The sequence below is a fragment of the Streptomyces sp. PR69 genome (genome assembly GCF_026420845.1).
Taxonomy (GTDB): Bacteria; Actinomycetota; Actinomycetes; order Streptomycetales; family Streptomycetaceae; genus Streptomyces.
Map to the genome: position 1 here is coordinate 71,793 of NZ_JAOWCB010000020.1, position 25,817 is coordinate 97,609.

General features: G+C 66.1%; 21 protein-coding genes. 11 read left to right on the forward strand and 10 right to left on the reverse strand.

What is annotated here, in order from left to right:
- Positions 1 to 32: 32 nt before the first annotated feature.
- From OF819_RS19670 to OF819_RS19685, 4 genes are all read left to right on the forward strand, one after another.
- Complete coding sequence (locus tag OF819_RS19670) at positions 33 to 1,694, forward strand: peptidase M23 (RefSeq protein ID WP_267244899.1); 1,662 nt, start codon at positions 33 to 35, stop codon at positions 1,692 to 1,694.
- A 95-nt stretch (positions 1,695 to 1,789) separates the two neighbouring features.
- Positions 1,790 to 2,707 (forward strand): hypothetical protein, encoded by a 918-nt coding sequence (locus OF819_RS19675; protein ID WP_267244900.1) that lies wholly within the window; start codon positions 1,790 to 1,792, stop codon positions 2,705 to 2,707.
- A gap of 162 nt (positions 2,708 to 2,869) precedes the next feature.
- Positions 2,870 to 3,292 (forward strand): peptidase inhibitor family I36 protein, encoded by a 423-nt coding sequence (locus tag OF819_RS19680; RefSeq protein ID WP_267244901.1) that lies wholly within the window; start codon positions 2,870 to 2,872, stop codon positions 3,290 to 3,292.
- 229 nt (positions 3,293 to 3,521) lie between these two features.
- Positions 3,522 to 4,436: a phosphotransferase enzyme family protein gene (locus tag OF819_RS19685; protein ID WP_267244902.1), complete on the forward strand. Its 915-nt coding sequence runs from the start codon at positions 3,522 to 3,524 to the stop codon at positions 4,434 to 4,436.
- Positions 4,437 to 4,445: 9 nt separating this feature from the next.
- Here OF819_RS19685 and OF819_RS19690 read toward each other — a convergent pair whose 3' ends face one another.
- Positions 4,446 to 5,687, reverse strand: a complete 1,242-nt coding sequence (locus tag OF819_RS19690; protein WP_267244903.1) for a hypothetical protein — start codon at positions 5,685 to 5,687, stop codon at positions 4,446 to 4,448.
- A gap of 424 nt (positions 5,688 to 6,111) precedes the next feature.
- Between OF819_RS19690 and OF819_RS19695 the strand changes: the two genes are divergently transcribed.
- Both OF819_RS19695 and OF819_RS19700 read left to right on the forward strand, forming a co-directional pair.
- Entirely contained in the window at positions 6,112 to 6,663 is a 552-nt protein-coding gene (locus tag OF819_RS19695) for a bifunctional DNA primase/polymerase (RefSeq protein ID WP_323748945.1), read from the forward strand.
- On the forward strand, positions 6,653 to 6,970 hold the full coding sequence (locus OF819_RS19700; protein WP_267244905.1) for a hypothetical protein: 318 nt from the start codon (positions 6,653 to 6,655) through the stop codon (positions 6,968 to 6,970). The genes OF819_RS19695 and OF819_RS19700 overlap by 11 nt, the downstream gene beginning before the upstream one ends.
- 320 nt (positions 6,971 to 7,290) lie before the next feature.
- Here the strand turns inward: OF819_RS19700 and OF819_RS19705 are convergent, their stop codons facing one another.
- Positions 7,291 to 9,498, reverse strand: coding sequence for a GmrSD restriction endonuclease domain-containing protein (locus tag OF819_RS19705; protein ID WP_267244906.1), 2,208 nt, complete (start codon positions 9,496 to 9,498; stop codon positions 7,291 to 7,293).
- Between the two features lie 1,202 nt (positions 9,499 to 10,700).
- Positions 10,701 to 10,850, reverse strand: a complete 150-nt coding sequence (locus OF819_RS19710; protein ID WP_267244907.1) for a hypothetical protein — start codon at positions 10,848 to 10,850, stop codon at positions 10,701 to 10,703.
- Positions 10,851 to 11,062: 212 nt separating this feature from the next.
- On the opposite strand from OF819_RS19710, the gene OF819_RS19715 reads away from it, so the two are divergent.
- Genes OF819_RS19715 through OF819_RS19735 form a run of 5 tightly spaced genes read left to right on the forward strand, consistent with a single transcriptional unit; the run spans position 11,063 to position 19,635 of the window.
- Positions 11,063 to 11,773, forward strand: coding sequence for a restriction endonuclease subunit S (locus OF819_RS19715; RefSeq protein ID WP_267244908.1), 711 nt, complete (start codon positions 11,063 to 11,065; stop codon positions 11,771 to 11,773).
- Positions 11,774 to 11,786: 13 nt separating this feature from the next.
- Complete coding sequence (locus OF819_RS19720) at positions 11,787 to 14,312, forward strand: type I restriction-modification system subunit M (RefSeq protein ID WP_267244909.1); 2,526 nt, start codon at positions 11,787 to 11,789, stop codon at positions 14,310 to 14,312.
- Between the two features lie 40 nt (positions 14,313 to 14,352).
- Positions 14,353 to 15,537 carry a hypothetical protein gene (locus OF819_RS19725; protein WP_267244910.1) on the forward strand — a complete coding sequence of 395 codons (1,185 nt, stop codon included), beginning with the start codon at positions 14,353 to 14,355 and terminating at the stop codon, positions 15,535 to 15,537.
- 11 nt (positions 15,538 to 15,548) lie between these two features.
- On the forward strand, positions 15,549 to 18,908 hold the full coding sequence (locus OF819_RS19730) for a type I restriction endonuclease subunit R (protein ID WP_267244911.1): 3,360 nt from the start codon (positions 15,549 to 15,551) through the stop codon (positions 18,906 to 18,908).
- Positions 18,901 to 19,635 carry a M48 family metallopeptidase gene (locus OF819_RS19735; RefSeq protein ID WP_267244912.1) on the forward strand — a complete coding sequence of 245 codons (735 nt, stop codon included), beginning with the start codon at positions 18,901 to 18,903 and terminating at the stop codon, positions 19,633 to 19,635. The genes OF819_RS19730 and OF819_RS19735 overlap by 8 nt, the downstream gene beginning before the upstream one ends.
- Positions 19,636 to 19,739: 104 nt before the next feature.
- On the opposite strand, the gene OF819_RS19740 is transcribed toward OF819_RS19735, so the two are convergent.
- The 7 genes from OF819_RS19740 to OF819_RS19770 all read right to left on the reverse strand — a co-directional run bounded on the left by OF819_RS19740 (position 19,740) and on the right by OF819_RS19770 (position 25,813).
- Complete coding sequence (locus OF819_RS19740; RefSeq protein ID WP_267244913.1) at positions 19,740 to 20,582, reverse strand: IS3 family transposase; 843 nt, start codon at positions 20,580 to 20,582, stop codon at positions 19,740 to 19,742.
- 115 nt (positions 20,583 to 20,697) lie between these two features.
- A complete protein-coding gene (locus tag OF819_RS19745; protein WP_267244914.1) occupies positions 20,698 to 21,468 on the reverse strand; it encodes a transposase in 771 nt (256 codons plus the stop codon).
- 43 nt (positions 21,469 to 21,511) lie between these two features.
- On the reverse strand, positions 21,512 to 21,778 hold the full coding sequence (locus OF819_RS19750; protein WP_267244915.1) for a transposase: 267 nt from the start codon (positions 21,776 to 21,778) through the stop codon (positions 21,512 to 21,514).
- 160 nt (positions 21,779 to 21,938) lie between these two features.
- Positions 21,939 to 23,075, reverse strand: coding sequence for a glycine amidinotransferase (locus tag OF819_RS19755; protein WP_267244916.1), 1,137 nt, complete (start codon positions 23,073 to 23,075; stop codon positions 21,939 to 21,941).
- 49 nt (positions 23,076 to 23,124) lie between these two features.
- Positions 23,125 to 23,319, reverse strand: coding sequence for a ferredoxin (locus OF819_RS19760; RefSeq protein WP_267244917.1), 195 nt, complete (start codon positions 23,317 to 23,319; stop codon positions 23,125 to 23,127).
- Between the two features lie 26 nt (positions 23,320 to 23,345).
- Positions 23,346 to 24,527 carry a cytochrome P450 gene (locus OF819_RS19765; RefSeq protein ID WP_267244918.1) on the reverse strand — a complete coding sequence of 394 codons (1,182 nt, stop codon included), beginning with the start codon at positions 24,525 to 24,527 and terminating at the stop codon, positions 23,346 to 23,348.
- Positions 24,524 to 25,813, reverse strand: a complete 1,290-nt coding sequence (locus OF819_RS19770; protein ID WP_267244919.1) for a PLP-dependent aminotransferase family protein — start codon at positions 25,811 to 25,813, stop codon at positions 24,524 to 24,526. The genes OF819_RS19765 and OF819_RS19770 overlap by 4 nt, the downstream gene beginning before the upstream one ends.
- Positions 25,814 to 25,817: the final 4 nt, after the last annotated feature.

Below are 25,817 nucleotides of genomic sequence, written 5' to 3' on the forward strand. Positions count from 1 at the left end.
GCATCTGAGAATTCACGAGGGAAAGGCACTCCGTGGCAAGAACCAGCCTGCACCGCATATTCACCAGACTGGCCTGGATGGTCGGCATCTGGGCGCTGGTCATCGGGACGACCGCCTCGGTCGCCGTCGCCCAGCCCAAACCTGATCCGCGGCCGAAGGACGACCGCACCGGCGTCTCCCGGTATTTCAGCGGCCCGCAGGGCATGGCCATCGCGACCGCGCCGTGTGATCCGGCCGGTCCGTCCGCCCTCGACGGCGTCATGGCCGACCAGCTCAACCCGCAGCTGAACGCGAAGATGGCCGGTTATCTGAACGCGTACAAGATGTCCTGCGCGCGGATGGTCACACAGGCGGTGAAGGACCGGGGGCTCAACCCGAGAGCCGCGGCGATCGCCATCGCCACGATCATCGTGGAAACCAGCATGAACAACTACTCCCAGGCCGTCGACCACACCAGCATCGGACTGTTCCAGCAGCAGGACTGGTGGGGCACCCGGGAGCAGCGTCTGGACCCGGTCTACGCCACCAACGCCTTCCTCGACGCGATGGAACAGGAGTTTCCGAACGGCTCGTGGAACACCGCACAGATCGGTGACGTGTGCTGGCGTGTACAGAGGCCGAGGGAAGACCTGCGCGGCCTGTACGCGCTTGAGGCGGGCGACGCCACGCTGATCGCCAATGCCCTGTGGTCCGGTGCCAGGAGCGGCCCCAGGCACCCGTACGCCTCCGGCCGGGTCGTCTCCGGGCAGTCCGCGGACGGGCGTCTTGAGGCTTTCGCCGCCGGTGCGGACGGCGTCTATCACGCATGGCAGACCGAGGTGAACGGCGCTTGGTCGCAGTGGCGGTTCGCAGGCGGCCCGCGCGACGCCCAGCTGGCGGTGGCGGCCAACGCCGACGGCCGACTGGAGCTGTTCGCGCTGTCGGACAGCACGTTCGAGCATATGTGGCAGACCGGGCCCAGCGCCGGGTGGTCGTCCTGGGAGACCTTCGGCACCGGCGGGTACCGGCTGACGGCGGGCAACAACGCCGACGGCCGGATCGAGGTGTTCGCCTCCAACTCCGAGGGTGTGTTCCACCGCTGGCAGACCGCGCCCAGCGGAGGCTGGGACGAATGGGAAGGCACCCACGGCGGCCCGCCCAACGCGCGACTCGCCATGGAGAACGCGCCCGACGGGCGTCTTGAGGTCTTCGCGTTGTCCGACTCGACGTTCGAGCACCTGTACCAGACCAGCGTCAACGGCGGGTGGTCCGCCTGGGAGGGCTTCGGCGAGGGAGGACACGCCGTCGCCGCCAGCTACAACCAGGACGGCAGGCTTGAGGTGTTCGCCTCCAACTCCGAGGGCGTGTTCCACCGCTGGCAGACCAGCCCGACGTCGTGGTCGAAGTGGACAGGCACCGGCGGGCCCCGCAACGCCGAGCTCGCCACATCGCGCTCGGTCGACGGGCGGGTGGAGGTGTTCGCGATCAACTCCAGCACCGCGAGCCATGCCTGGCAGACCGCCCCGAACGCGGAGTTCTCGCAGTGGGAGACCTTCGGCGGCGAGGGCACGTCGATCGGCACGGCCAACAACGCCGACGGCCGCATCGAAGTCTTCGGAACCAACCCCACCGGCGTCTACCACCGGTGGCAGACCGGCTTCGCCACCTGGTCGAAATGGGCCTGGCTGAACGACTCCGGCCCCGCGATCACCTGACCGCCCCACGGCCGCCGCCCCGGGACGTACCGCAGGACGTCATCCCGCGAGCTTCCGGACGGCGGCGGCCACCATCGACGACATGAGGAGCTTCGATGAGCGGAAAGGATCTGCTCCGGATGATCCCCGTGACGGGCCTGCTGCTCGTCACGGCCTGCTCCCCGGCTGACTGGCCGTCCCAGGACGCCGGCGGCCCGCTGCGCACAGGACTGAACGAGGCGGAACGCACGCTGCTCGGCGAAGCGGAGCAGCGGCTGATCACCCGTTGTATGCGGGACAAGGGCTTCCAGTACCGGCGCGACCCCGCCGGGCCGCGCAGCGAGGCGCCCGAACGCCGATTCGGCCTGGACGACGTCGACTGGGCCCGCCGCCATGGCTACGGTCTGGCCGAGGCGGCCCGGTCCAAAGACCGGGGCGGGAAGGCCGCGGCCGAGAACAGCCCCCAGGAACGCTACCTCGCATCCCTCCCGCCACGGCGCAGGGCCGAATTCGACCGTGCCCTGAACGGCGCCGACCGCGCCGCGATCGTCGTCCAGGTGCCCGGCCGCGGCCGGATCTTCACCAGCGCCGACGGCTGCCAGGCCGACGCGCGCGGACGGCTCTACGGCGATCTGCGCAAGTGGACCGAGGCCAAGGCGGTCGTGGTGAACCTGGAGTACCTCACCTTCGACGAGGTGGTGGCGGAACCGCGGTACACCAAGGCACTGGCCGACTGGCGCGCCTGCATGAAGGCACGCGGCCTGGCCTACCCGAACTCTTCGGAGGCCATCGGCGCCGTGGCGAAGGAGAACCGGACCCGCACCGCCGAGGACGCGTGGAAGCGCGAGGTGACCGTCGCCGTCGCCGACGCCGAGTGCAACCGCGCGGCCGGGCTGGCCAGGACGGGCGACCGCCTGCAACGGCAGCACGTACAGAACGCCGCGCGTGACGAGTTCGCGCGCCAGACCCGCTACTACACCCAGGCGGTCACGACCGCGCTCGACCGAGCCCGCTCCGTCATCGACTCCGGCTGAGCCCGCACCGCCCCACCGAACCCGCCCACCGAACCCGCCCACCGAACCCGCCCACCGAACCCGCCTACCGAACCCGCCTGCCGAACCCGCGCGCCCGGCCGCAGCCGACCGGGCGCCGACCCCCGGCGCACGCCGGAGGAAACCCACCAAGAGGAGAACAGCATGCGCACCAGCAAGCGCGCCCTGCTGGGGCTGGCGCTGGCCGCCGCCCTGCTTCCGATCGCCGCCTCCACCGCCCAGGCCGGGGGCACGACCCCCACCTACAGCCAGTGGAACCCGGGCAACTGCCCGGTTGGGCAGCTGTGCGTCTACAAGGACGCCAACTACGGGCAAGGCGGCGTCGGCATCGCCATGTTCAAGTACGACAACCCCATCTGGTCGGACACCAGAAACGCGTACATCGCCCACGAGGACTCATCCTGGTTCAACAACGGCACCGGCACCTCGTACAGCTCCGTCGTGGTCTACGCGGACAACGGCTACGGCGGGAACTCCTTCTGCCTGGACAAGGGCTGGGGCAACACCTGGGACCGCGTGGCGAACGACCAGGGCGAGGCCAACCGCTGGGTCAACGGCCCCTGCTAACTCACCCACCCCGCCGCCCCGCCCCACCGCTCGCGCCGACCCACCACCGGCGCGAGCGGTGAACTGCAAACCTGCGCACACGGCTCCAGAGCCCAGCTGAGCCCGGACCGGCTCTGCGCCGCTGACCCGCACGGCGGCAACGGAGCGCGGACCCGCCCGAAAAGATCATTACGTCCCTAAGACGCGGGGGCTCTGTCGGGGCATGACGGGCCCCCGTATCGTCGAAGACATGATCTCGGGCGACGGCGGCAGCGTGGAGTTCACGGCGGACGGGGTGGGCGCGGTCCTCCGAGAGTCGTGTGCGGCTGCCGGACTGGACCCGTCCGGGGCCGAGCTGCTGCGGCTCGGGTCGAACGCCGTCTACCGCTTATCGTCCGCCCCCGTCATCGTGCGCATCGCCCGAGACCCTGACGCCCTGCCCGAGATGGAACGGGCCGTGCGGGTGGCCCGATGGCTGGAGGCGGAGCGCCTGCCGGCCGTCCGCGCGCTGAGTGCCGGCGGCCAACCACTCGTTGTCGGCGGCCGGGTGGTGACCTTCTGGGAGAGCGTCCAGGAGCGCGAGGAGTACGGCACGGTCGCGGAGCTGGCAGACCTGCTGCGTCGGTTGCACTGGCTCGAAGAACCCGAATCCCTGAGGCTGCCGTACTTCGATCCCCTGGCCAAGCTGTGGGGCTCACTGCGCCAGATGGACGGCGTGGACGACGACGACCGCGCGTTCCTGGAGGAGCGGGCCGATCGGCTGGCCAAGGAGTACGACCGGCTGGACTTCGTCCTGCCCTTCGGGATGATCCACGGAGACGCGAGCATAGGCAACGTGATCCGCCACCGCGACGGGCATGCGGTGCTGATCGACCTTGACGGCGTCGCTTTTGCCCCACGCGAGTGGGATCTGATCCAGACGGCCATGTACTACGAGCGATATCGCTGGCACACACGCTCTGAGTACGAGGAGTTCGTGCACCGGTACGGCTTCGACCTGATGAACTGGCCCGGCTATCAGGTGCTCGCCGATCTGCGCGAAGTCATGATGGTGGCCTGGATCGGCCACCAGGTCGCCGTGAGCGAGAAGTCCGCCGTGGAGTTCAGCCGACGTGTCCACTCACTGCGAACGGGGGAGGGCCGCGACGCATGGAGCCCCTTCTGAGCTGACGGCTCACAGGGCGTCGGACGCTATCCACAGCCTGTGTTCCGCGGCCTGTTCCTGGAGCTCCCGTACGGCGCTGCTGTCCTCGGCGCGTGGCAGGTGCTGCCGGAACTCGGCCAGATAGCTGGCGCATCGGGACGACTTGAGCTGTTCGCCCAGGTCCAGGGCAACGAGGGCGACGCGACAGGCTTCGTTCAGATCCCCAGCATGCAGGTGGGCGTCCGCGAGAACCATGGTCGCGAAGAAGTCGCTGCGGACATGGCTGCCGCTCCTCGCGTTCTGTCCGTGCTCGACTGCCTGGCGGGCACTGTTGACGTCGCGGAAGCAGTGCGCGGCCTCGGCGGCGAGCTCCGACTCGTCGAAGTACGTGATCCACTCCGGCTCGTCGTCGCTGTTCCGGCTCTCCAGCGCCTGTGTCGCTGCCGCGAGCGCGAGTTCGCACGCGCGACGGTCACCGGTACGCGCGAGGGCGCGGGCCTCCATCGCATGGAACTGGGCCCGCAGAGTCGGCGTGGCGACCGGAGAGATGCCCATCAGCGCCGCACGGGCGAGGGTCGCCGCCTGCGTGTAGTAGCCCAGGAAGGTGGCCTGGTGGCTCATGGCCGACAAGATGCTCCCGGCCAACCGCCGATCGTTGGCGTCCTGCGCGAGCCGTAGCGCCTGGAGGAAGTACCGTTGGGCGAGTCCGTGATGGCAGGCGTCGTACGACATCCAGCCGGCCAGCAGCGTCGCCTCGGCAACCGTGGAGAACAACGCGCGCCCGATGGCCTCGGTGCACTGCCCGCTCAGCAGAGGAGCCACATCACGGCTGAGGAACTGGATCACCGCATGGCGCGCGTGATCTCCTCCGAACCGGTCGTCGAGCTGAGCGAACAGATCAGCCGTCGTCTTGACCGTGGCGACGTCGGCCAGTCCGACCCGCACCGCATCGCGTGCTTGAGCGGCGGGGAACGACGGCTCGGGGGCGACCAGCCACCTCAGTGACGCTTCGTTCCACGCGGGTTCGGCGGGCTCCGCCTGGACCAGCGGCTCATAGCCGTTGAGGTCGGCTCGCCATAACCGCCCCACGCTCTCGATAGCGGCATCCGGACTGGTCGGATAGCCGGCCTCCAGGAGGCTGGTGTCTCCCGCACCGATTGAACTGAGCCCGAGCTCCGCCGCTCCGGCACACAGCGCCTCGCTCAGCAGCGGCCCGTAGAAGTCGTCCGGGACGCTGTGCGAGTTCTCCCAACTGGCAATACGGCGCTTCACGCTCGCATCGGAGGGAAGCTGGTGCCCGCGACACGCGGCTACCTGTCTCAGCTCCCGTACCAAGCGGGGCTGGCTCCGCCCGCGATTGGTGCGCGCTTCGCGTAAGCGTGCTCCAGTCGGTTGCGTCGGTTGCGTCGGTTGCGTCGGTTGCGTCGAAGACGTGACCGTCCTTCCGTGCGCATGCGCGGTACGACGACTCAGTCTCACAGCCGAATCCACGCGCAGACAGCCCTCGCACACTGCCCGTAGTCGCCAATCCCTCCGCGGTGGATGGGTGACGGAGGATGACGCGCACGGCCGCCCCTCGTCATCCCTCGTCACCTGTTGTCATCTGCCCTGCTCAGGGGCTTCTCCATAAGCCTGGTGTCACGGTGGCAGAGCGGCCGCCGGTCGACTCCGACTGAGGTGGGATGACGTGGAGGGGATGACCCGAAGGGGAGTCCAGTGGCTGTCCGCTGCGGCTGACGATCCGGAGACATGCCGGGCGCGCTGGGCGGATGACCCGCGTACGCCGTGCATGCTGCCGGCCGGACGATACTTCGACGTGGTCACGGTCGATCAGCGCATCGGCCTGGAAGCGTTCGATCAGCTGGTCCGCCGGGAGATGCCGCTCGGACCGGTCCTCGTCGACCACCATGCGCGCCGCGTCGGCTTCTTCCTCAACTCCCGCTGGCAGGAGCGCTTCAGCGAACTGGTCCGTCGCACGACCGACGCACCACCCCCATACAAATACCTGAGCGAGGGCTCGCTCGTGGTCGTTCCCGGCCCGTTGCCCATGTCCGGCGACCGCTACCAGTGGCTCCGCGCCCCTCTCCGCCGCCCTGAGGCGAACCCCCTGCGTCCGGCAGCGCTGGCGACCATGCTCGTCGCCGCTGCCGATTTGATCGCTCGCGTCGACCATTACGGCGAGCAGTACCCGACTCCGGCGGCGGTCGCGTCCCTGGCGCGGAAAGGCATGGTCTCCGATGAGCAGTGACATCAACGACTGCCACGACTTCGCCCAGTGGTCGCCACTGGAGAGCCAGGGGTGGTACGCCGCCCGCGACGCGACAAGCGCACTGCGCGACGTCCTGACCGCCGCAGGCATGGAGAAGGACTTCCCCTACCTCCGGGCCGACCTGAACGCCTTCGGCCACGGGCTGATCGAGCTGGGCCGAGTGTCCCCCGAGACCGCCGAACGGCTGGCGGAGCTCCTGCGCCGCGCCACCTCCTGCCGACTGGACAACCGAGGCGAGTGCAGCGGCCCTGTACACGTACAGCAGAGGGAGCGGCGACGAACATGACGGACCGGCGGGCGTGGTCGCGCAGCGGGCGGGGACCTTTAAGTGATCACTGTCACGGCGCTGCGTTCGGCGGCATCCGTCTGCGCATACGACAAGACCCCGTCCTCAGCGTTCAAGCTGGTGGCGGGGTCTTCAGGCACTCGATGCGAAGTGCCCCCGGCAGGGGACCCGGAACATGGGAACGGGGGGACGGGTCGACGCCCGGAGAGCTCGTGATCCGGGAGAGCGTCCGGCTTTAGCGATGGCGGATTCGAGTCCTGTCAACGAACCCCAGCAGCCGAGCGAGTTCTTCAGGTTTCGGCTGCTGGGTGCCCCGTGCGTTACGAGGTCTGATCGAGTAGCCCTCGTTCAATCGCCTTCTTACGAACTGCTGCGAGCGGAATGTGGTTGCCGTCGGGCTGAGCGATGTGCCAGAAATCCCATCCTGGGCTGGACCCGCTGCCGGTAGCAGCGGCGCCGGCGGCTGATAGGGATTTGAACTCCTCACCGCTCGGCTCGAGACGAATCCGGCCGTTACTGGCCACCGTGGCGTCGAATACACGCCGCGAACGTTTTAGTTCGCCACGCAACTTCGTACCCTCACTAAGGAGGCCGACGCGAATCAAGTCGATGATTTGTACGCCGTAGCGAGGCTTCTTTCGGGGTGATGAGCTTCGCCGCTGCGTGGCAGGCAATGTCTCCTCGACGAAGCCGAGTCGGTCAATGCGCCACACTCGTTCGCAGAGTTGCCGGTACAGGGCGCCGCGCTGGTCGATTGCCTTCCTGTCAAAACTGTCCGGATATGGAATGAAGGACTGTTCGAGGTTCCATTTCTTCCGGAACTTTTCGAATGTTGGATTGCGCTTATAGGCGTTGGGGTGCAGCGACGCGGCGAGCAGGTTCTGCCGGAAGTAATGGGGCAGTTTTTCGCTGTAGATGTCCGCACCGAAACTGGCGTTAATTGACTTTTCGAGTAGGAGTAGCGCTCCCAGTCGGTTTCTTTCCCGCTTGAAGTCCTCCTCATTCGCCACTCCCGTTTGAACGTGGAGAGTGTATTTATTCGCCCAGATGTGTTCGATCTCCCACGGAGGAAGAGCCTGTGTAATGGCCGCCGGTGACCCGAGGTACCGGTCAGCTTCGTCCGGTCGCCCGCTTTCTGCCTCAACGAAGGCCGTGATTCGTGCAAGCAGGTAGCGGAGATGCTTTCGGTTGTTGTGGAGGCTGAGCTTTTCGATGCCTGCGAACCCGTCTGGAAGGCCTGCAGCCTCGCGTCCCAGTAGAACACGCAGATCGTCGACATTCGATGCGCGGCGAACGGCTGGCAGGAGCCGCTGGACCTCCTCTCGGAAGTCCTGCACCTGCACGGCGTTGTCGTTGTTGGCGACACGGAGAACGAAGAACAGATCGAGATAGTTGGCGATGAGTTGTGCCTTATCGCGAACCGCTTGCTCGGAGTCCTCTAGTTGCAAGGCGGCCAGAATGAGAAGAAACTGTGACTCGATTCCGTTGGTCGCGTTGTAGTAGACGCTATGAAGGCCGGCGGTTCGAGTCTGAGCGGCCTCAAGAAGGTTGCAATACTGCTCTGCGGAACGGGCGACGGTTTTCAGGACAAAGTCGCTGTAGTCCTGGCCCCGGCGCATTATGCCTACACGTTGCGGGTTGTTTCGTACCCATTCATGGAAAGCGCGCTCGATCTTTTCGTCATCGCTTCCATCCGGTGCTGCATAACGGGCGAGGAAGAGGGTCTCAAAGAACTTGCTGGGGTAGTGCCGCCCGAAGGTGCTGAGGTCCGTGACCATCTTCCGCCAGGCATCGTTTATGCGATCTTGCTCGCGGTCCACTTGAGAGAGGACGAAGCTCTTCAGGAGGTCGAGGGAGGTAAGACCGGCGCCACGGTCGTTCATGGTCTCGAAGATCTCCCAGCCCAGATCCCGGTCATCCACGGAGATCTCGACGAGGAAGACGCGATCCGCCAGCCAGTCCGCGAATATGGGAAGGCACTCATCCCGCAGCGTCGTGGGCAGGGCCTCGGCGATGTCCTGGGCTCGCTGCCACAGGTTCTGCACTGAGACGGTGGAACCGGTGGGATCGAAATCGGTTCCAGTGCGAAGAGCCTCCAAGCATGCTCGACGTTCTTCCACATCGATTGCGTAGTGGTACTGCCCAGCTGCGTACCTTCGGACCATGCTGCCCACCATGCCGGCGGCGCCTTCGTTGCCTTGCTCCTTGAGCAGCCGCTCGATGTGGATGAGTAGGAGGTGAAGCGTGGTGAAGCGTTGCTGCCCATCGATTAGGTTCTTCTTCACTCCGACGGTGTGGCAGACAAACGGGCCGAGGAAGTAGGGGCGGTATCTGGCGTAGCGCTGCCCGTCGTGGTCGACCCTCCAGTCGCGCAGAAAGGCGTTGGCCAAGTCGGTCACGAGCTCCACGACGTGGCGCCGCTCCCAGGTGTACTCCCGCTGGTAGGACTCCAGCACGTACTGCTTGGTGAACAGCTCGCGGACCGCGTGGTCCTTGCCGTGCAGCCCTTGCTGCGTGCCCTCGCTCATCCCCACACCCAATCTGCCGGCTCCGACGCGGCCATCCTGTGCGCACCCCTCGGTTGTACCTGATGGCTCTGACACCGGGGTGTGTATCGGCCAGAAAGGGCATGCCCGACGCGGCGTCCAGCGCGGCCACGGCCTGTCTGCCCCCTCCAGGCGTGTGTGCGCCACGCCTCAACGTCCGTCGTCTGGTGGCCTGCTTCGTCTCCAGCGGGTCCGCATGGCCGTAACCGTCGGCACATACTCGGTCGCGTAGGGGAAGTTTCGGCGGCTATCCGGGGCCGCGGTGAGGCGTTGCGACACGTCGAACCTAGCCGCGCCATGGCTGGGCCCTGCAAGAGGGTGCCGCCGCTGTTCCCAGGCAGCACCGCAGCGCTCCCTTGCTGGTTGCCGCATGCCCGTGGGGATGAGGGCGAGACGACGACGTTCTTGGTGGATCGGAAGCTCGGATACATCCCTTGTGGCACCGGAGGGCCACTTGCTTCCGTAGGCTAGGGCGGTCCGCCTGTCGGCTCATCGCCGTGCCGGACATCACAATGACTGGTGGCAGGAGCCGCGACCAAGGGCAGGTCGGGCCACACCACCCGTGACGTGCGGAGATTCGCTCGTCGTGACTACGTCGAGGCATCTGCCGAAGACGCGGGTCGGCTGACACGCTGATCACGCTGGTGCTTCTCGTGCTGTACAGCCTCGAACCCTCGGCGAGGGAGCACTGGATGGGAACGGGGTGACCGGCTGACGCCCGGCGGAGAGCTCGTCATCCAGGAGGTCGTTCAGCTACAGCGATAGCCGTGCGTAGGTTCGACTTCGGGGCAGGGGCACCGGAACCACGGGGTGCTGATCTGCGGATTTGCGCCACAGTGCGGGTGCGGGGCGATCCCGTGAGTGTCGTGGGCGCCCAGAGCATCATCCTTGTGGGTGGTGATCAAGCCGCCCCGCACAGCGTCACCCGTCTGCCATTTGACCCTTAACGGAGGTTTCATCCTGCTAAACGCCGAAATTTATCCCAGTGAGCCCTGCGTCTGACTTGCAGTTTCCAGGCGGTTCCCCCGCCTTTGGGTATGCCGGCTGGGATTCCGGGACGCGCGGGGTGGTCAGCGGCGTACGGAGTTCGATACAACTGAAGGCCCCGCCGCTGGCTGCGGCGGGACCCAGATGGAGTGACTGTCAGTCCCCTCGGAGGGCAAACCGAATCTGGGGGCTGGCGGTCACGTCCACTTCCGCAGCCACAGCACGAGGCGGCCGAGGTTGTACACGGCGGCGCTCACTGCGGCGATGACGGACGCGGACTTGCGGAGCTTCTGCCACCGCGGTTCGCGCGGCGGCTCGTCCTGGCGGTTCCCGCTATCCTCGGGCACGGGCATTCCCCTTCCAGGGTGTCGGTGTATTCGGACGGGCCCCTGTTCCGGAGGCATGCGAGGCCGCAGCTTCGGGCAGGCAGGGGCAGCTGGGGTGAGCCCCATGCGTGCTAGGATCCCCCCTGGGCTCTACGAACAGTACAGATGTCCTGATGCACCTTCAAGCAGAACACCCCCTGAGGGTAGTTGGATACACGGGATCTGTTCAGGCGATGGTGCTGGCCGGCAAGGGAGAGGACGGATGCGCAGTGCCCCGTATACAACGGCTCGGTGAGCTGAGCGATGTCACCCCCAGCCCCTCCAGTGATCAGTTCGAGGGGTTGGGTGAGGCTCTTCACGGGACACCCGTGATCTCTCCGGGAGACCTGGCGGACGGGAAGGTTGCGGAACGCTCGCGGATGCGCTGCCTTGGCGTGGTGCCCGAGGGGCTGAAGCGCTTCCTGGTGGAGCCCGGAGATCTGATCATGGTTCGACAGGGTGCGGTGGGGCGCATGGCACTCGTGGAAGAGCGCTCGCGCGGCTGGCTCTACCACTTTGCGTGCGTCCGGATCAGGCCGCGCCGCGAGCTGGTGGACCCCGGCTTCCTGATCGCGTACCTGTCGCATCCGAAAGTACTGGACCAGCTTCTCGCGCAGGCCAACGTCGGTACCGTAGCGACGGTGACGACGCGCATGGTCGCTGAGCTGCCTGTGGCGGTGCCCGCGATCGCTGAGCAGCGGCTGCTCGCCGGGGCACTGGGGGAAGTGGACACCCAGATGGACATCTGTCGGCGGTCGCTGGCGCGGCTGGAAGCACTGCGCCCGGCGTTGATCACCCACATGCTCGGCGGTGAGGTCCCCGGCGAGCGCCTGCCGGTACCGACTACCGCACTCGAGCCGGCCCGGCGTTCGGGGCGCGGGCCGCGCACGAGGAGATTGTCGTAGGTCGCCCCTATTCTTGGGGCGGCTCGGCCAGGAACCGATCGCGTACGGCGCGAAGTGGATACGGATCAAGGAGAAAACACTCGTGGCGCAACTCACGTTGCCGCAGTTGGAGAGGCATCTGTTTGCCGCTGCGGACATCCTGCGCGGCAAAATGGACGCCGCGCAGTACCAGGACTACATCTTCGGAATGTTGTTCCTGAAGCGGGCCTCCGACCAGTTCGAGGTAGCCCGGAATGCCGCGATCAAGCGATTCGTCCAGCTGGGCATGGACCGAGCCGAGGCCGAGCTGAAGGCCGAGTCCCCCTCGGCGTACCGTTCGCACCAGTTCTTCGTTCCCGACGTCTCACGCTGGGAGACGATCAAGAAGGCCTCCCGCAAGGACCCGGCCGAAGCATTGAACGTCGCCCTGGCCAACCTGGAAGCCGACAACCGGTCGCTCGACGGGGTGCTGGAGTACATCGACTTCAAGCGCGGCGCGGCCAACACCAAGCTGAGCAGGCCGGTCCTTCAGGCGTTGATCGACCACTTCGACCAGTACCGACTGAGCAACGACGACTTCGAGTTCCCCGATCTGCTCGGATACGCGTACGAGTACCTCATCGGCGAGTTTGCCGACGAAGGTGGCAAGAAGGGTGGGCAGTTCTACACCCCGCGCTCGGTCATCCGCATGATGACTCAGCTTGTCCAGCCGCAGGAGGGCATGTCGGTCTACGACCCGTGCTGCGGCTCCGGTGGCATGCTCATTCTCAGCAAGGAATACGTGCAGGAGCACGGTGGCGACGCCGCCCACGTGTCCGTCTACGGTCAGGAGGACAACGGCAGCGCCTGGGCCATGGCCCGGATGAACCTGCTGCTGCACGAGGTCGCCGACGGTGACATCCGGCACGGGGACACCCTCGCCGACCCCAAGCACACCAGCACGAGCGGCGAGCTGATGCGCTTCGACCGTATCCTGACAAACCCGCCCTTCGCACAGAACTATCGCCGAAAGGAGATGCGGCACCCTGAGCGGATGCGCTACGGCTGGTGCCCGGAGTCGGGCAAGAAGGCCGACCTCATGTTCATCCAGCATGTACTCGCCGTCCTCAAGCCGGACGGCATCGCGGCCTCCGTCATGCCTCACGGTGTTCTCTTCCGAGGCGGTGAAGAACAGAAGATTCGCCAGCAGATGATCGAAGAAGGGCGTCTGGAGGCCGTCATCGGCGTTGGGCCCAATGTCTTCTACGGCACGGGCATTCCCGCCTGCATCCTCATCCTGCGCGGCCGCGACGGTGCTCCCGAGGGTCGCCGGGACGGTGTCCTGTTCATCAATGCCGACCGCGAGATCACCGCCGGCCGCGCCCAGAACCTCCTCGAAGCCCAGCACGCCGAGAAGATCGTCTCCGCCTACCGCGAATGGGAGAACGTCGAGGGTTTCGCCCGCGTCGTCCCGTTCGAAGAGCTGGAGAAGAACGACTACAACCTCAACATCCGCCGCTACGTCGACAACTCTCCGCCCCCCGAGCCGCAGGACGTGCGGGCACACCTGTACGGCGGCGTCCCCAAGTCGGAAGTCCGCGGCCGAGCCGGCCAGTTCCGAGCCTTCGGCATCGACCCGGGCGCCCAGCTCTTCCGCGAACGAGACGAGGACTACTACGCCTTCCCCGAGGAGGGATTCGAGGCCGTCGCAGCCCGGATCCCCGAACTCGCAGGCAAGCGTGAAGCCGAGCTCGGCGATGCCTTCGAACAGTGGTGGCTGGAACACCGGCGCCGTCTGGACGAACTGCCGAAGCACCAGCAGCTCGCCGACACCCGAGCTGAGCTGCTCACCACCTTCACCGAGGCTCTGGAGCCGCTGAAGGTCCTCGACTGGTACCAGCTCGCCGGCACGGTCGCGGCCTGGTGGTTCGACTCCCGCAACGACCTGCGCAGCCTTGCCCTCACCGGCTTTTCCGGCGTGATCGACCGCTGGGTTATCGGTATCGAATCGGCCTTCGCCGACGCACCGGAGAACGCCGACGCCAAGGCGAAGGCTCGCATCCGCGCCGCCCAGCGTAAAGCCCGCGACCACCGGCTCGTCCCCGAACTGATCCCCGCGTACGTGGAACGCCTGGAGACGGCGGAGGCGCTGGTCGCCGAACTCGACGCGAAGATCAAGGCTGGTTCGCCGCCGAAGAAGGCGAAGGGTGCCGAAGTAGACGACGAGGAAGAGCCTGACCACACGGGAATTCTGTCACCCAAGGAACTCACCCGGCTGAAGAAGCAGCTGACACAAGCGAAGAAGGACCTGGCGGTCGTCAAAGCCGACTTCCTCACCGAACTGCGCGACGCTGCCGAACACCTCACCGCCGATCAAGCCCAGCACATCGTCCTCGGCTTCCTCAAAGCCGATCTCCGTGCCCGCATGGACCGGTTCCTCGCTACCGACCGCCGCGCCATGATCGACGCGTACCGGAACTGGGGCGAGAAGTACGCGGTCACCCTGGAAGACCTGGAGCGGGAACGGGAAGCCTCCGCAAAGCGGCTTCGGGCGTACCTGAAGGATCTGGGTTATGCGTAACGGATGGCGGCGGGTAACTCTCGGACAGATCACTCGGGAAATGGGCGACAGGGTCGGAGAGCTTGCGGATCGTGCCGTCGTGCTGTCTTCGACAAAACACCATGGACTTGTCCGCTCAGACGAGTACTTTAAGAATCGCCAGATTTACAGTGATGATATCTCTCACTATAAACTGGTCCGACGCGGATGGTTCGCCTATGCGACCAATCACCTTAATGAAGGGTCGATTGGCCTTCAAAGGGGATTCGATTACGGTTGCGTGAGTCCAATCTACACGGTCTTTTCTTGCGGGCCGCAGGTCGACCCATCCTTCCTATTTCGAGTTCTGAAGAGCGAGAGACTCGTTTCAGAGTATCGACTTCATGATCAAGCTTCGGTCGATCGCCGCGGAGCTGTTCGCTATCGCGACTTCTCGCGAATCGAAGTTGACCTCCCATCTCTCGAGGAGCAGCGACGCATCGTCAAGATCCTCGATGAAGTGGATTTCCAGCTTGATCGTGCGATGCGGCAGCGCGAAAAGTTGGCTGTCGCCGCGTCGGCCGATGTTGCCGCGATCCTGCATGCCGTCTCTTCTGTTTCGAGTGTTGAGTGGACCACTCTCGACCAAGTGGCTGCCATCTCGGCTGGTGTAACGCTTGGCAACGATGAGCAGGAAGCTGCTGCGGTGACTCTGCCATACCTGCGTGTCGCTAACGTTCAGGATGGCTATATCGACACCGCCGACATTAAGTACGTCACGATTCGATGTGCTGAAGTTGAGCGCTATCGACTCCGCGCCGGTGACGTGCTTCTAACTGAGGGTGGCGACCTCGACAAATTGGGGCGGGGGGGAGTATGGGAGGGGCGGATCGATCCCTGTCTGCATCAGAACCACATCTTCAAGGTTCGGTGTGACCGAGACAGGATTCTTCCGCGATTCCTTGCCGAGTATCTGGCATCGCCATCCGGTAAGAGCTACTTCCTCGGCGTCGCAAAGCAGACGACGAATCTGGCAAGTGTTAACTCGACTCAGGTGAAACGCGTTCCCATTCCACTCGTTCCGCTGGGCGGGCAGAGGAGCGTACTTGCCTCAATCGAAAAGTGGGAGCAGAGGATTGCCGTAGCTGATCAGGAGATCGTGAAGGTGGCGGCCTTGAAGCAAGGTTTGTTGAGTGAGCTTTTGAGTGATTCGACCGCCTGCTGCACTACCCCCTCGAACGTGGCATCTCTGCCATCACCAGCGTGAAGGAGTCACCAGTGGTTGAGTCTGATCCTGAGCACCGCTACGTAGAGGCTCCCCTGATTGCCCAGTTGGCCAACTCAGACATGGGATGGCGGCATGTGCGCGGGACTACGGGTGTCGAGTTGCAGGCTCCCAGCATGCCATTGTATGTCCGTGACGGATACGAGGACGCGGTGCTGGAGAGGATTCTGCGGGCCAAGCTCGTGGAGTTGAACCGGCGGCCAGACGGCACCCCTTGGGTGGATGAGGCGCGGGCGGATCAGGCGATCTCCGCGCTGACACGGGGGGCGGTGGCGGCCGGCGGGGGACTGGTGGCCGCGAACGAGGCGGCTACCCGGGTGCTGCTGGAGGGAGCGGACGTTCCGGGACTCGAAGACTGGGACGGCGGCCGAAACCAGACCGTGCGGTTCATCGACTGGCAGAACCCGGAGCGGAACGACTTCCTCGCGGTCTCGCAGTTCAGAATGGCGATTCCCGGTAGCCAGGGCGAGACAATGGTTGCGGACGTGGTGCTGTTCGTGAACGGCATCCCGCTCGCCGTGATCGAGTGCAAGAAGCCCGCTGCCGTTGGCGGTGACGTCTTTCGTGCGGTGGATCAGTTGCGCCGGTACGCGAACCAGACGGAGGACACCATCCTTCCGCGTGGAAGTGACCGGCTCTTCCGTACGGTGCAGTTGACGGTGGCCACCACCGGCGACAAGGCCCTGTTGGGGACGTTCACTGCACGCCGCCAGGACTACGTGCTGTGGCGTGATCCGTATCCCCTGAAGGCCGATGAGGTTGCCGCGAGGAGCTACCACCCATCGGACCGGCTGTTCGCCGCGCAGAAGATCCTCGCTGCTGGCGTACTGCACCCGCAGCGACTACTGGATATCGTGCGGAACTTCGTACTGTTCCGAGATGTCGAGGTCGCCGAGGAGCGCACGGCCCGGGTGAAGATCGGCCCCCGATATCAGCAGTACCGGGCGGTCTGCAAGGCCGTCGAGCGGCTGCATCGCGGCGAGACCAAGGCGGTCCACGGCAAAGATGACAAGCGCGGCGGGATCATCTGGCACACCCAGGGCTCGGGCAAGTCGCTGACGATGGTGTTCCTGGTACGAAAGCTGCGAGCGACCCCCGGGCTGGAGCACTTGAAGGTCGTGGTGGTCACCGACCGCAAGCAGCTTCAGGAACAGCTCTCGGACACAGCCGTCCTCACGGGGGAGAAGCCAGACACCGTTACCCGGGCCGATCAGGTGCCGGTTGTGCTCGCACGCAAGGGTGCCGGCCTGGTCTTCGTGATGATTCAGAAGCAGCAGGACGCCGAGAAGGCTAAAGCTCAGAGGGCCGCCTCGGTGGCATCGGTGCGTCCGAAGACGAAGGTGCCAGGCTGGGGACTGGTCAACGATGACGAGGGCATTCTGATCCTCGTTGACGAGGCGCACCGCTCGCACGGCTCCGACCTGCACGAAAACCTCATGGAGTCGCTGCCGAACGCCGCGCGGATCGGCTTCACTGGCACGCCGATCATCATGAACCGGCGGAAGTTGACCGAGACCACGTTCGGCGACTTCATCGACAAGTACCGCATTGCGGACGCCGAGCTGGACGGTGCGATCGTCCCAATCTATTACGAGGGCCACATCGCCAAGGGGGCGGTCCAGGACGGCGACGCGTTGGATGAGGCGATGGAGGAGGAGTTCGAGGAACTCACCGACGAGCAGTATGACGAGCTTCAGAAGCGCTATGCCACCTCCACCGCGGTGCTTGGAGCGGACCACATGATCCGCCGCAAGGCCCGCCACATGCTGCGCCACTACGTGCAGAGCGTCCTGCCCGAGGGTTTCAAGGCGCAGGTAGTGGCTCATTCGCGGGGCATCGCGGTCTGCTACCGCAAAGCTCTCCAGGATGCCCGCGACGAACTCGTGGACGAGGTGGAGGCACTCTCGGACAGCCGGCTCAAGCGGCTGCTCGATACGCGGCCGGAGGACCTCAAGCCCAAGCAGAAGACTCTGGTGTCCGCCTACCGAAACTTGCGGCTGCTGAAGGCCATCGATTTCGTGCCCGTCATCTCCGAGGGCGAGAACGACGACAGGTCCTGGCAAAGGTGGACGAAGGAGTCCGATCAGAAGAAGGCCATCAAGTCCTTCCGCAGCCCCTTCCCTGCTGCGGACCAGATAGACGAGACCAGCAGGCCGGTCGCGTTCCTCATTGTGCGGACCATGCTGCTGACCGGATTCGATGCCCCAATAGAGCAGGTCATGTACCTGGACCGGCGGATGAAGGAGGCAGAGCTCCTCCAAGCCGTCGCCCGCGTCAACCGCACTGCCGACCGCAAGACCGCCGGGATCGTCGTGGACTACGCGGGTGTCGCTAAGGCCCTTGTGGATGCGATGGCCGTCTACGCTGCCGATGAGCGCGAGGGCAAGCCCATCGACTTCGAGGTCGAGGAGAACCGGCTGGAGACCCAGTGCGCCGCCCTACGCCACCATTTCCAATTGCCGAGGGAGCTCATCGACCCCGACGACGTGGACGCGGTGAACCGCCTGGTCGACACACTGGAGGAAGACAAGCACCGCTTTGAGTTCCGCCGCCTGCTGCGCGACTTCCTGGAAACCTATGCGGTGGTCACTCCGCGCGAGTCAGCCCGTCCCTACGCGGCAGCCGTGCGGCTGTTCACCTTCGTCGCGGGCCTTGCCAAGCAGCGCTTCAGTGAGGAGGACGGCTTCAACCCGGCTGCCTACGGCAAGAAAGTTGAGCAGCTCATCAACCAGCACGTCCGCGCATTGGGTGTCGACAAGATGATCGAACCTAGTCGGCTGACCTCAGAGGAGTTCAAGACCAGGGTTGAGCAGCTCCCGGGGAGCCGTGCCAAGGCGTCCATGATGAAACATGCCCTGCGCAACCACATCGACCTGCACTTCGGGAAGAACCCCGTCGCCTACGAGAAGCTCCGTCAGCGTGTGGAGGAGATCCTCAAGAAGCACGCCGACGACTGGGAGGCCCAGCTCGCAGCCTTCGAGCAGCTTGCCCAGGAAGCTAAAGACGTGGACAAAGGCGCGGGTCGTGACCTGCCGGAGGACGTACGCGGCCTCAGTTCCCTGGAGCAAGCCCTGTACCAGCAGCTCACTGCCGTCCTCACCGACGGCGTCATCGACGACGCGATACGCGGTGCCTTCGTCACCCTCTCTCAGAAGGTGCACGATCTTGCCGTGCGCCACAGCGTCAAACCGGGCTTCTGGACCAACCCCGCAGCCCTGCACGACTTCCGCAGCGACATCTGGTTGGAGGTCGTGACCTGCCCGCACACCCGTGAAAAGGCCGACTTCCTTGCCGACGCGCTCCGCGACATCATCCAGCACAACCAGAAGGAGCTCGGCCGCCCTCGTGCCTGATCTCGCCATGATGAGCGTTGGTCCGCTCCAGGTCGGTGGACTGGAGATCGAGCTCGACCCCGATCGTGCACGCACCAGCGTCCGCATCACGGTCGAACGCGACGCCCGCGTCATCGCCAAGGTCCCCGCCGACGCCGACCGCGACGAACTGGCCACGCTCATCCGAGGGCGACTTCCGTGGCTCTACGCCAAAATCAACGCCCGTCGCGCCGAGGCCGCTGAGCGGCCTCGCCGTCGCTTCATCGACGGCGAGGGCTTCTGGTACCTCGGTCGCAGCCACCGCCTCAAGCTCACCGACGAAGGCACCAGACCCGTGGCGTTGAAGGGCGGACGGCTACTCCTACGCCGCGACCATTACGAAACCGCACAGCAGGACCTTGTGGCCTGGTACGTCACCCGCGGCCGGGACTGGCTACCTGGGCGCATGCATCCCTGGGCCCAGCGCATGGACATCCCTGACGCCGACCTAAACGTCCGCCCCCTCGGGTACCGCTGGGGCTCCTGCTCACACCATGGCACCGTCAACATCCACTGGGCCACCATGCAACTCCCCGCCCGCCTGATTGACTATGTCCTCGTCCATGAACTCGCCCATCTCCGCCACGCCAACCACTCTCCGCCTTTCTGGCGCACCGTCGGACGTGCGCTGACCGACTATGAGCGCCGCCGCAATGAACTGGACGGCTGGGGAGCGGGGGTCTGGCTGCCGGAGGAAACCAGCGGGTAAGCCACGAGATGCTCGCGCCAGCCGGTGGATGCCGTCCGCCGCAGCGGGGCCAGAAGACCAGTGAGGGGCCTCGCCTTCTTCGGACAGGGAGCTGACTCTCTAATTCACGCGACGGCTCGCAACTTCACATGTTCGGCGTGCACTTCTCGCGGAGGGCGATAGCCGACAGCCGAGTGAAGGTGTTCGCGATTGTACCAGAATTCGATGTACTGGCTGATGTCGTGTCGGGCCGCCTCGCGGGTCAAGTACGTCACCCGAGATACACGTTCGTTCTTCAAGGTCCCGAAGAACGATTCCGCCATGTCGTTGTCGAAACATATCCCGGTTCGGCCGGCCGACCGGCGAAGGCTCAGCCCTTCGAGGACCTTGGCGTACTCGGCGGACATGTAGTTGCTGCCCCGGTCCGAGTGAAATATGGCGTCCTTCACCAGCTCCCTGTTCCGTGCTGCGTTGCGGATGGCCCGGGATATCAGCGGCGTTTGGTAGTGGTCGTCCATCGCGTAGCCGATTACCTCTTTGGTGCAGTAGTCGATGATGGTCGCTAGATACAGCCACCCCTCGCCGGTGGGAACGTAGGTGATATCGCCGACGAGTTTTTCGCCCGGGGCTTGCGCGGTGAAGTTGCGCCCCACGAGGTCCGGCACCGACCCCGGCGCCCCTTGGGTCAGCGACCACCGCTTCGGCCGCGGCTGACAGGACACCAGGCCCACGTCGCGCATCAGCTGGCGGACCAGCTCCGGGCCGGCGGCGACCCCCAGCGCAGCAGCTGCGCGTGGACGCGCCGATATCCATAGGTGGCGCCGGACATGTCGAACGCCTTCTTGATGAGCAGTCGCAATTCCTCGCGCCGCCGGGCGGTTGCGGAATCGGGCCGGTTTCTCCAGTCGTAGTAGCCGGTCTTGGACACGCCGAGTTTTCTGCACATGAACTCGACGGAGTACGCGCACTCCGCGTCGTCGAGCCGCATCGAATCGATGAACTCGTACTTGCTCGCTAAGGGCTGTCCCGTAAATGATCTTTGGGTTGCCTCGGGAGGAGTAGGCCGCGATACGGCCCGCTGGCCTATCCGGCGAGGGCGAGGTTGTGCGTCCGGGCGATGCCGAGCATGGCGTGGTGGACGCCGTCGCCTTTGAGGCGGCAGTCGCGGAGGATCCTCCAGGTCTTCATGCGGGCGAAGACGTGCTCGATGCGGGCGCGTACCTGTTTGTGGGACTTGTTGTGTTCCTTTTTCCAGTCCGGGAGTTCGGCCTGGCCGCGCTGTCGGCGGTGAGGGATGACGAGTCCAGTGCCCGGGTAGCCGCCGTCGGCGATCGTGAGGGTCTTGCCGACGGCGGCCTTGGCGCCGGATTCTTCCCATGCCTTGCAGTCGTTGCGGTTCCCGGCCAGCGGTCGGCCAACCACGACGACCAGGCGGGTGTCGGCGTCGATGACGACCTGGTGGTTGGTGGAGTACCGGTAGTTCTTCGACCGCTCGGCGATCGTGTGGTCGCGGGTGGGCACGAGGGTGCCGTCGACGATGAGCACGGTGTCCTTGGCGAACCGTTTGCGGGGCTGGAGCGCGAGCATCGGCCCGAGGTGGTCGATGATCCGGTCCGCCGCCGACTTCGAGATCCCGAACAGCGGCGCGAGCTGCCGCATGGTGAGGTTCGTGCGCCAGTACGTAGCGACCAGCAGTGCCCGGTCCTCCAGCGGCAGGCTCCACGGCCGACCCATGCGGACCGCGTCTGCACCCTCGCGGCGCAACACGGTCACCAGCTTGCCGAACTGCCGCGGGCTCAGCCCGGTGAACGGGGCTATCCAGGACGGCTCCGACGCCGTGATCACACCAGCCACAACAACATCATCTCACCCGTGACCAGCAGTTACGGGACAGCCCTTACCGGGGAGCCCTCGCGAAGTACGCTGCGGCTTTTTTCAGGAAGGCGTTCTCCTGCTCAAGCTCTCGGTTCCGGCGTCGCAGCTCCTTCAATTCGGCACGCTCGTCCACCGGCAGCGGCCCGTCCTGCTGTCCGTGCTCGCGCTCATACTGGCGCACCCAGGTGCAGAGCGTCTCGGGATTCACGTTGAGTTCCCGGGCGACGTGAGCGACCGGCTTGCTGGATTTCAACGCCAACTGGACCGCTTCTTCACGGAACTCCGGCAAGTACGGACTTGGACGTGCCACTTGCTGCTTCCCGCGATTCCTTACAGGACAACCCTATTGGGTCCCTGTCCGGGATCTTCGGGGCCCCTCAGTACGAGGCGCCTCCCACGCCTCGTACGCCGGACCCCGTGTCACGCGGACCCCTCGGGGTCACGGGCCCTCAGGACAGGTAGTCCTCACCGCCACCGCTGCGGACTGTGTCCAGGGTGAAGCAGTGGAAGCCGCCGCCGAACAGGCGCCGGTGGCGGTGGCGGACCGGGACCACGGTGAACTTGTGGTCCTCCAGCGTGCGGATGAGCGTCTTGCACGCGTCGTTGACCATGACGGTCGACTCGTCGATCGACAGGACGTTGAGGTCGATGTACGGGCTCGGCGGGATCGGGTCGCCGTTCTCGTACTGCGGGTAGTCCTCCAGCGCGGGCGTCGGCGCGATGATGGTGTCCCAGGAGCGCAGCTCCTTCGGCAGGTACTCCAGCGCACCCTCGGAGCGCAGCAGCAGCGTGCCCGGCCGCAGCGCGACCACCACGCTGTCGATGTGGCTCTGCGTCAGCTTGTGCATCCGGTGCACCCGGAAGCGGCCCTCCAGATGACGCTCCAGCCAGTCGACGGCCAGGGCGTGGTTGGCGTTGGAGATGTTGACGATCAGGTCGCGGCCCAGGCGCAGGGCGTTCGCCCCGTCGATCATCATCTCCAGGCCGACGTCGTACGGGGACGCCTGCGGGTCCACCGGCCGCTCGATGTTGGGCGCGGCGTCCGTGTTGGCCGGGTCGAAGGAGTGGTCGGTCATCATCGGCCGTGGCATGGTCGTCCACCGGGCACCCTGCTCGAAGTAGCACATGAAGACCGGCGTCAGGAACTTGGTCTCGAAGTAGCGGGCGCGCAGCGTCGGCGGGGTCTCGATGATCTCGTCGCCGAGGATGAGGGTATTGTCCCGGACGTTCAGGGGCGGGGTCACGGGGGCGGACCAGGCGGGGGCGGTGACGCCCCGGTCGACCTTCTCCAGCGCCATCGGCCGGTGCACGGTGACCGACAGCGACTCCAGCGCCGCCGCCATGCCCTCAACGTCCTCGACCAGTTCGTCGGCGAGGCGCTGACGGAAGGCGATGCGCTCCGGCGACTCGTCCAGCCGGGCCTCGCCGGACACGCTGATCGTGGGGTAGTACCCGCGCGCGCCCGTCAGGTTGTCGCTGATGAACATCTCGAAGGTGAGGTCGCGCACGCGCTCGGCGTAGTTGTCGGCCGAGCCGACGATGATCTCTTTGAGGGGGGTGAAGTCGTCGAAGCTGTTCAGGCGCATCCGGGTGGCCTCTCTCGCACAGGGGTCGTACGTCGTTGAACGTGGGTGGTCAGTCCGTGACGGAGATGGCCTGGACCGGGCAGAGCCCGACGGCATCCCGCACGGCGGAATGGAGTTCTTCGTCCGGTCGGTCGTCGAGCAGGACGACCGTGCCGTCGTCGAGGTCCTGGTCGAAGACCTCGGATACGGCGAGCGCGCACTGGCCGGCCCCGACGCAGGCCGGCTGGTCGATACTGATGCGCACGTGTGTCCTCCAGGGGTACGGGTGGGTCACCAGGTCACGGGGAGCCGGTGGACGCCGTAGACGCTCATGTCGGCCGCCAGCTCCACCTCCTGTGCCGGTACGGCCAGTTCGAGCGTGGGGAAGCGGTGGAAGAGGGCCGGGAGCGCGGTGCGCATCTCCATCCGTACGAGGTTCTGGCCCAGGCACTGGTGGATGCCGAACCCGAAGGCGGTGTGACCGGCGGTCTTCCGGCGGATGTCCAGGCGGTCGGGGTCCTCGAACCACACCTCGTCCCGGTTCGCGGCGGGCAGGGACACGGTGACGGACTCCCCGGCCTTCAGGAGGTGCCCGGCCATCTCCACGTCCTCGAGCGGGGTGCGCGGCACACCAAAGTGGAAGACGGACAGATACCGCAGGAGTTCCTCGACCGCGTTGTCCACCAGAGCCGGGTCGGACATGAACAGGGCCAGCTGCTCGGGGTGGGAGAGCAGGGCGAACGTGCTCAGGCTCAGCGAGCTGGACGTCGACTCGTGGCCCGCAGTCAGCAGCAGCACACCGACCCCGGCGATCTCGTCGGAGTCGAGGGTGCCGTCGGCGGCCAGCATGGCCAGCAGGCCGTCGCCGCCCCCGTCCTTCGCGAGGCCGTGGAGCAGGGCGTACAGCGTGTCCATGGCCTGCGCGGCCTCTGCGGCGGTGGACTTGAGCGCGAACAGCGTCTCGCTGTTGCGCTGGAACTGGGCCCGCTCGCTGTAGGGCACCCCGAGCAGCTCGCAGATCACCAGCGACGGCACGGGCAGGGCGTACGACTCCACCAGGTCGACCGGGCCGCCGCGCTCGACCATGGCGTCGAGGAGTTCCCCGACGATCTCCTCGATGCGGGGGCGCATGTCCTTCATCCGCCGTGCGGTGAAGCGCCCGGCCAGCTGCTGGCGCAGCCGCGTGTGCTCGGGGGCGTCCATGTCGACGAGCCAGCCGGGGAGGGCGGGCTGGCCGTAGAACGGGTCGGCGCCGGGGCGGGCGACGGGGGCACGCTTGTACTCCGAGCGGGCGCTGAAGCGGTTGTCGGCCAGGATGCTCCGGGCCAGGGCGTGGCTGGTGACCAGCCAGCCGATGTGGCCGTCGGGGTAGCGCATCCGGCGGATCGGCTCGCTCTCGCGGTAGCGCGCGAGTTCCGGCGGAGGGTCGAAGGGGGTGAGCCGCACGGTGGGGTGGGCCTCGACCTGCGTCATGTCGGGATCTCTTTCCTCAAGAATGCGGCCAGCCGTCGCACCCCTTCCTTGATCTCCTCGGAGCCGAGGTAGCTGCACGAGAGTCGCAGCTGGTGGGTGCCCGCGCCGCTCAGATAGAACGGGGTCATCGGCGTCCACAGGACGCCGTACTTCAACGCCGAGATCTCCAGCAGCGCCGTGTCCGCGGCGACCGGCAGACGCAGACGGACGAAGAAGCCGCCCTCGGGACGGCTCCAGTGGATGCCCGGCGGCAGCCCCTCACCGAGGTGCCGGTCCAGCGCGTCCATGAGATGCGTCAGATTGCGCCGGTACAGCTCGGACTTGGAGCGGCTAAGCTCGGCCAGCGAGCCGCCGTGTTCCAGCAGCATCCCGCCGATCACCGCCTGGCACAGCGGGGAGGTGTTGACGGTGACCATGGTCTTCAGCGTGGCCAGCTCGTCGGCGAGGAGCCGTACCGTCCCCTCCGGACCCGTGATCCGCTGATCGGCCACCACGTAGCCCACCCGCGCACCGGGGAAGGCGACCTTGGCGAACGTGCCGACGTGGACCACCCGCCGGCCCGTGTCCAGGGCCTTCAGGGGCGGCAGCTCGGACCCGGCCGGGGCGGTGAACCCGTAGGCGTTGTCCTCCAGTACGAGGAAGTCCTCGCGCTCGGCCAGGTCCAGCAGACGGCGACGGCAGCCGAGGGACATCCGGCCGCCACCGGGGTTGGAGAAGTCCGGCGCCGTGTACAGGGCGCGGATGGGCCGCCCCGCGCGCCGGGAGGCACGGCAGGCTTCCGCGAGTCCGTCGAGGTCGATGCCGAGCGGTGTCTCGGCGACCGGCACCACGTCCAGGTCGAGGAGCCGGGCCGCCCCGGTGACGCCGACGAAGCACGGGTCGGCCACCGCCAGCACCTGGTCGCGCGACCGGAACAGGGCCCGCAGCACCAGGAGGAGGGCCTCCTGGGCGCCCACGGTGATCACCAACGCGTCGGGGGAAGCCTCGATGCCGTGGTCCCGGCGCAGCGCCTCGTGGACGACGCCGTTGACGAGGCCACGGCTCGGTCCGTACTCGAACAACAGCCGCCGCGCCTGGTCCGGGCTGCGGCCCTCCTGGACCAGATGGCCGAGGAAGGTGTCGACGTACCGCTGGATGTCACCGTCCGGGAGCGTGTTCGGGTGCGGGGCGCCCGGGGCGAAGGAGATGGCTTCCGGATAGCGGCCCATCACCTCGTTGAGGAACGACAGCGACCCGATGACAGGGTCCTGGAGCGAGCCGTGCAGGGAAAGGTGGTCGATGAACACCGCG

What these genes read in the sequence shown, in the direction of transcription:
- OF819_RS19755 (WP_267244916.1), bottom strand. Translation starts at nt 23,075, where the DNA reads ATGCGCCTGAACAGCTTCGACGACTTCACCCCCCTCAAAGAGATCATC.
- OF819_RS19685 (WP_267244902.1), top strand. Translation starts at nt 3,522, where the DNA reads ATGATCTCGGGCGACGGCGGCAGCGTGGAGTTCACGGCGGACGGGGTG.
- OF819_RS19725 (WP_267244910.1), top strand. Translation starts at nt 14,353, where the DNA reads ATGGGCGACAGGGTCGGAGAGCTTGCGGATCGTGCCGTCGTGCTGTCT.
- OF819_RS19700 (WP_267244905.1), top strand. Translation starts at nt 6,653, where the DNA reads ATGAGCAGTGACATCAACGACTGCCACGACTTCGCCCAGTGGTCGCCA.
- OF819_RS19675 (WP_267244900.1), top strand. Translation starts at nt 1,790, where the DNA reads ATGAGCGGAAAGGATCTGCTCCGGATGATCCCCGTGACGGGCCTGCTG.
- OF819_RS19765 (WP_267244918.1), bottom strand. Translation starts at nt 24,527, where the DNA reads ATGACGCAGGTCGAGGCCCACCCCACCGTGCGGCTCACCCCCTTCGAC.
- OF819_RS19680 (WP_267244901.1), top strand. Translation starts at nt 2,870, where the DNA reads ATGCGCACCAGCAAGCGCGCCCTGCTGGGGCTGGCGCTGGCCGCCGCC.
- OF819_RS19695 (WP_323748945.1), top strand. Translation starts at nt 6,112, where the DNA reads ATGACCCGAAGGGGAGTCCAGTGGCTGTCCGCTGCGGCTGACGATCCG.
- OF819_RS19705 (WP_267244906.1), bottom strand. Translation starts at nt 9,498, where the DNA reads ATGAGCGAGGGCACGCAGCAAGGGCTGCACGGCAAGGACCACGCGGTC.
- OF819_RS19715 (WP_267244908.1), top strand. Translation starts at nt 11,063, where the DNA reads ATGGTGCTGGCCGGCAAGGGAGAGGACGGATGCGCAGTGCCCCGTATA.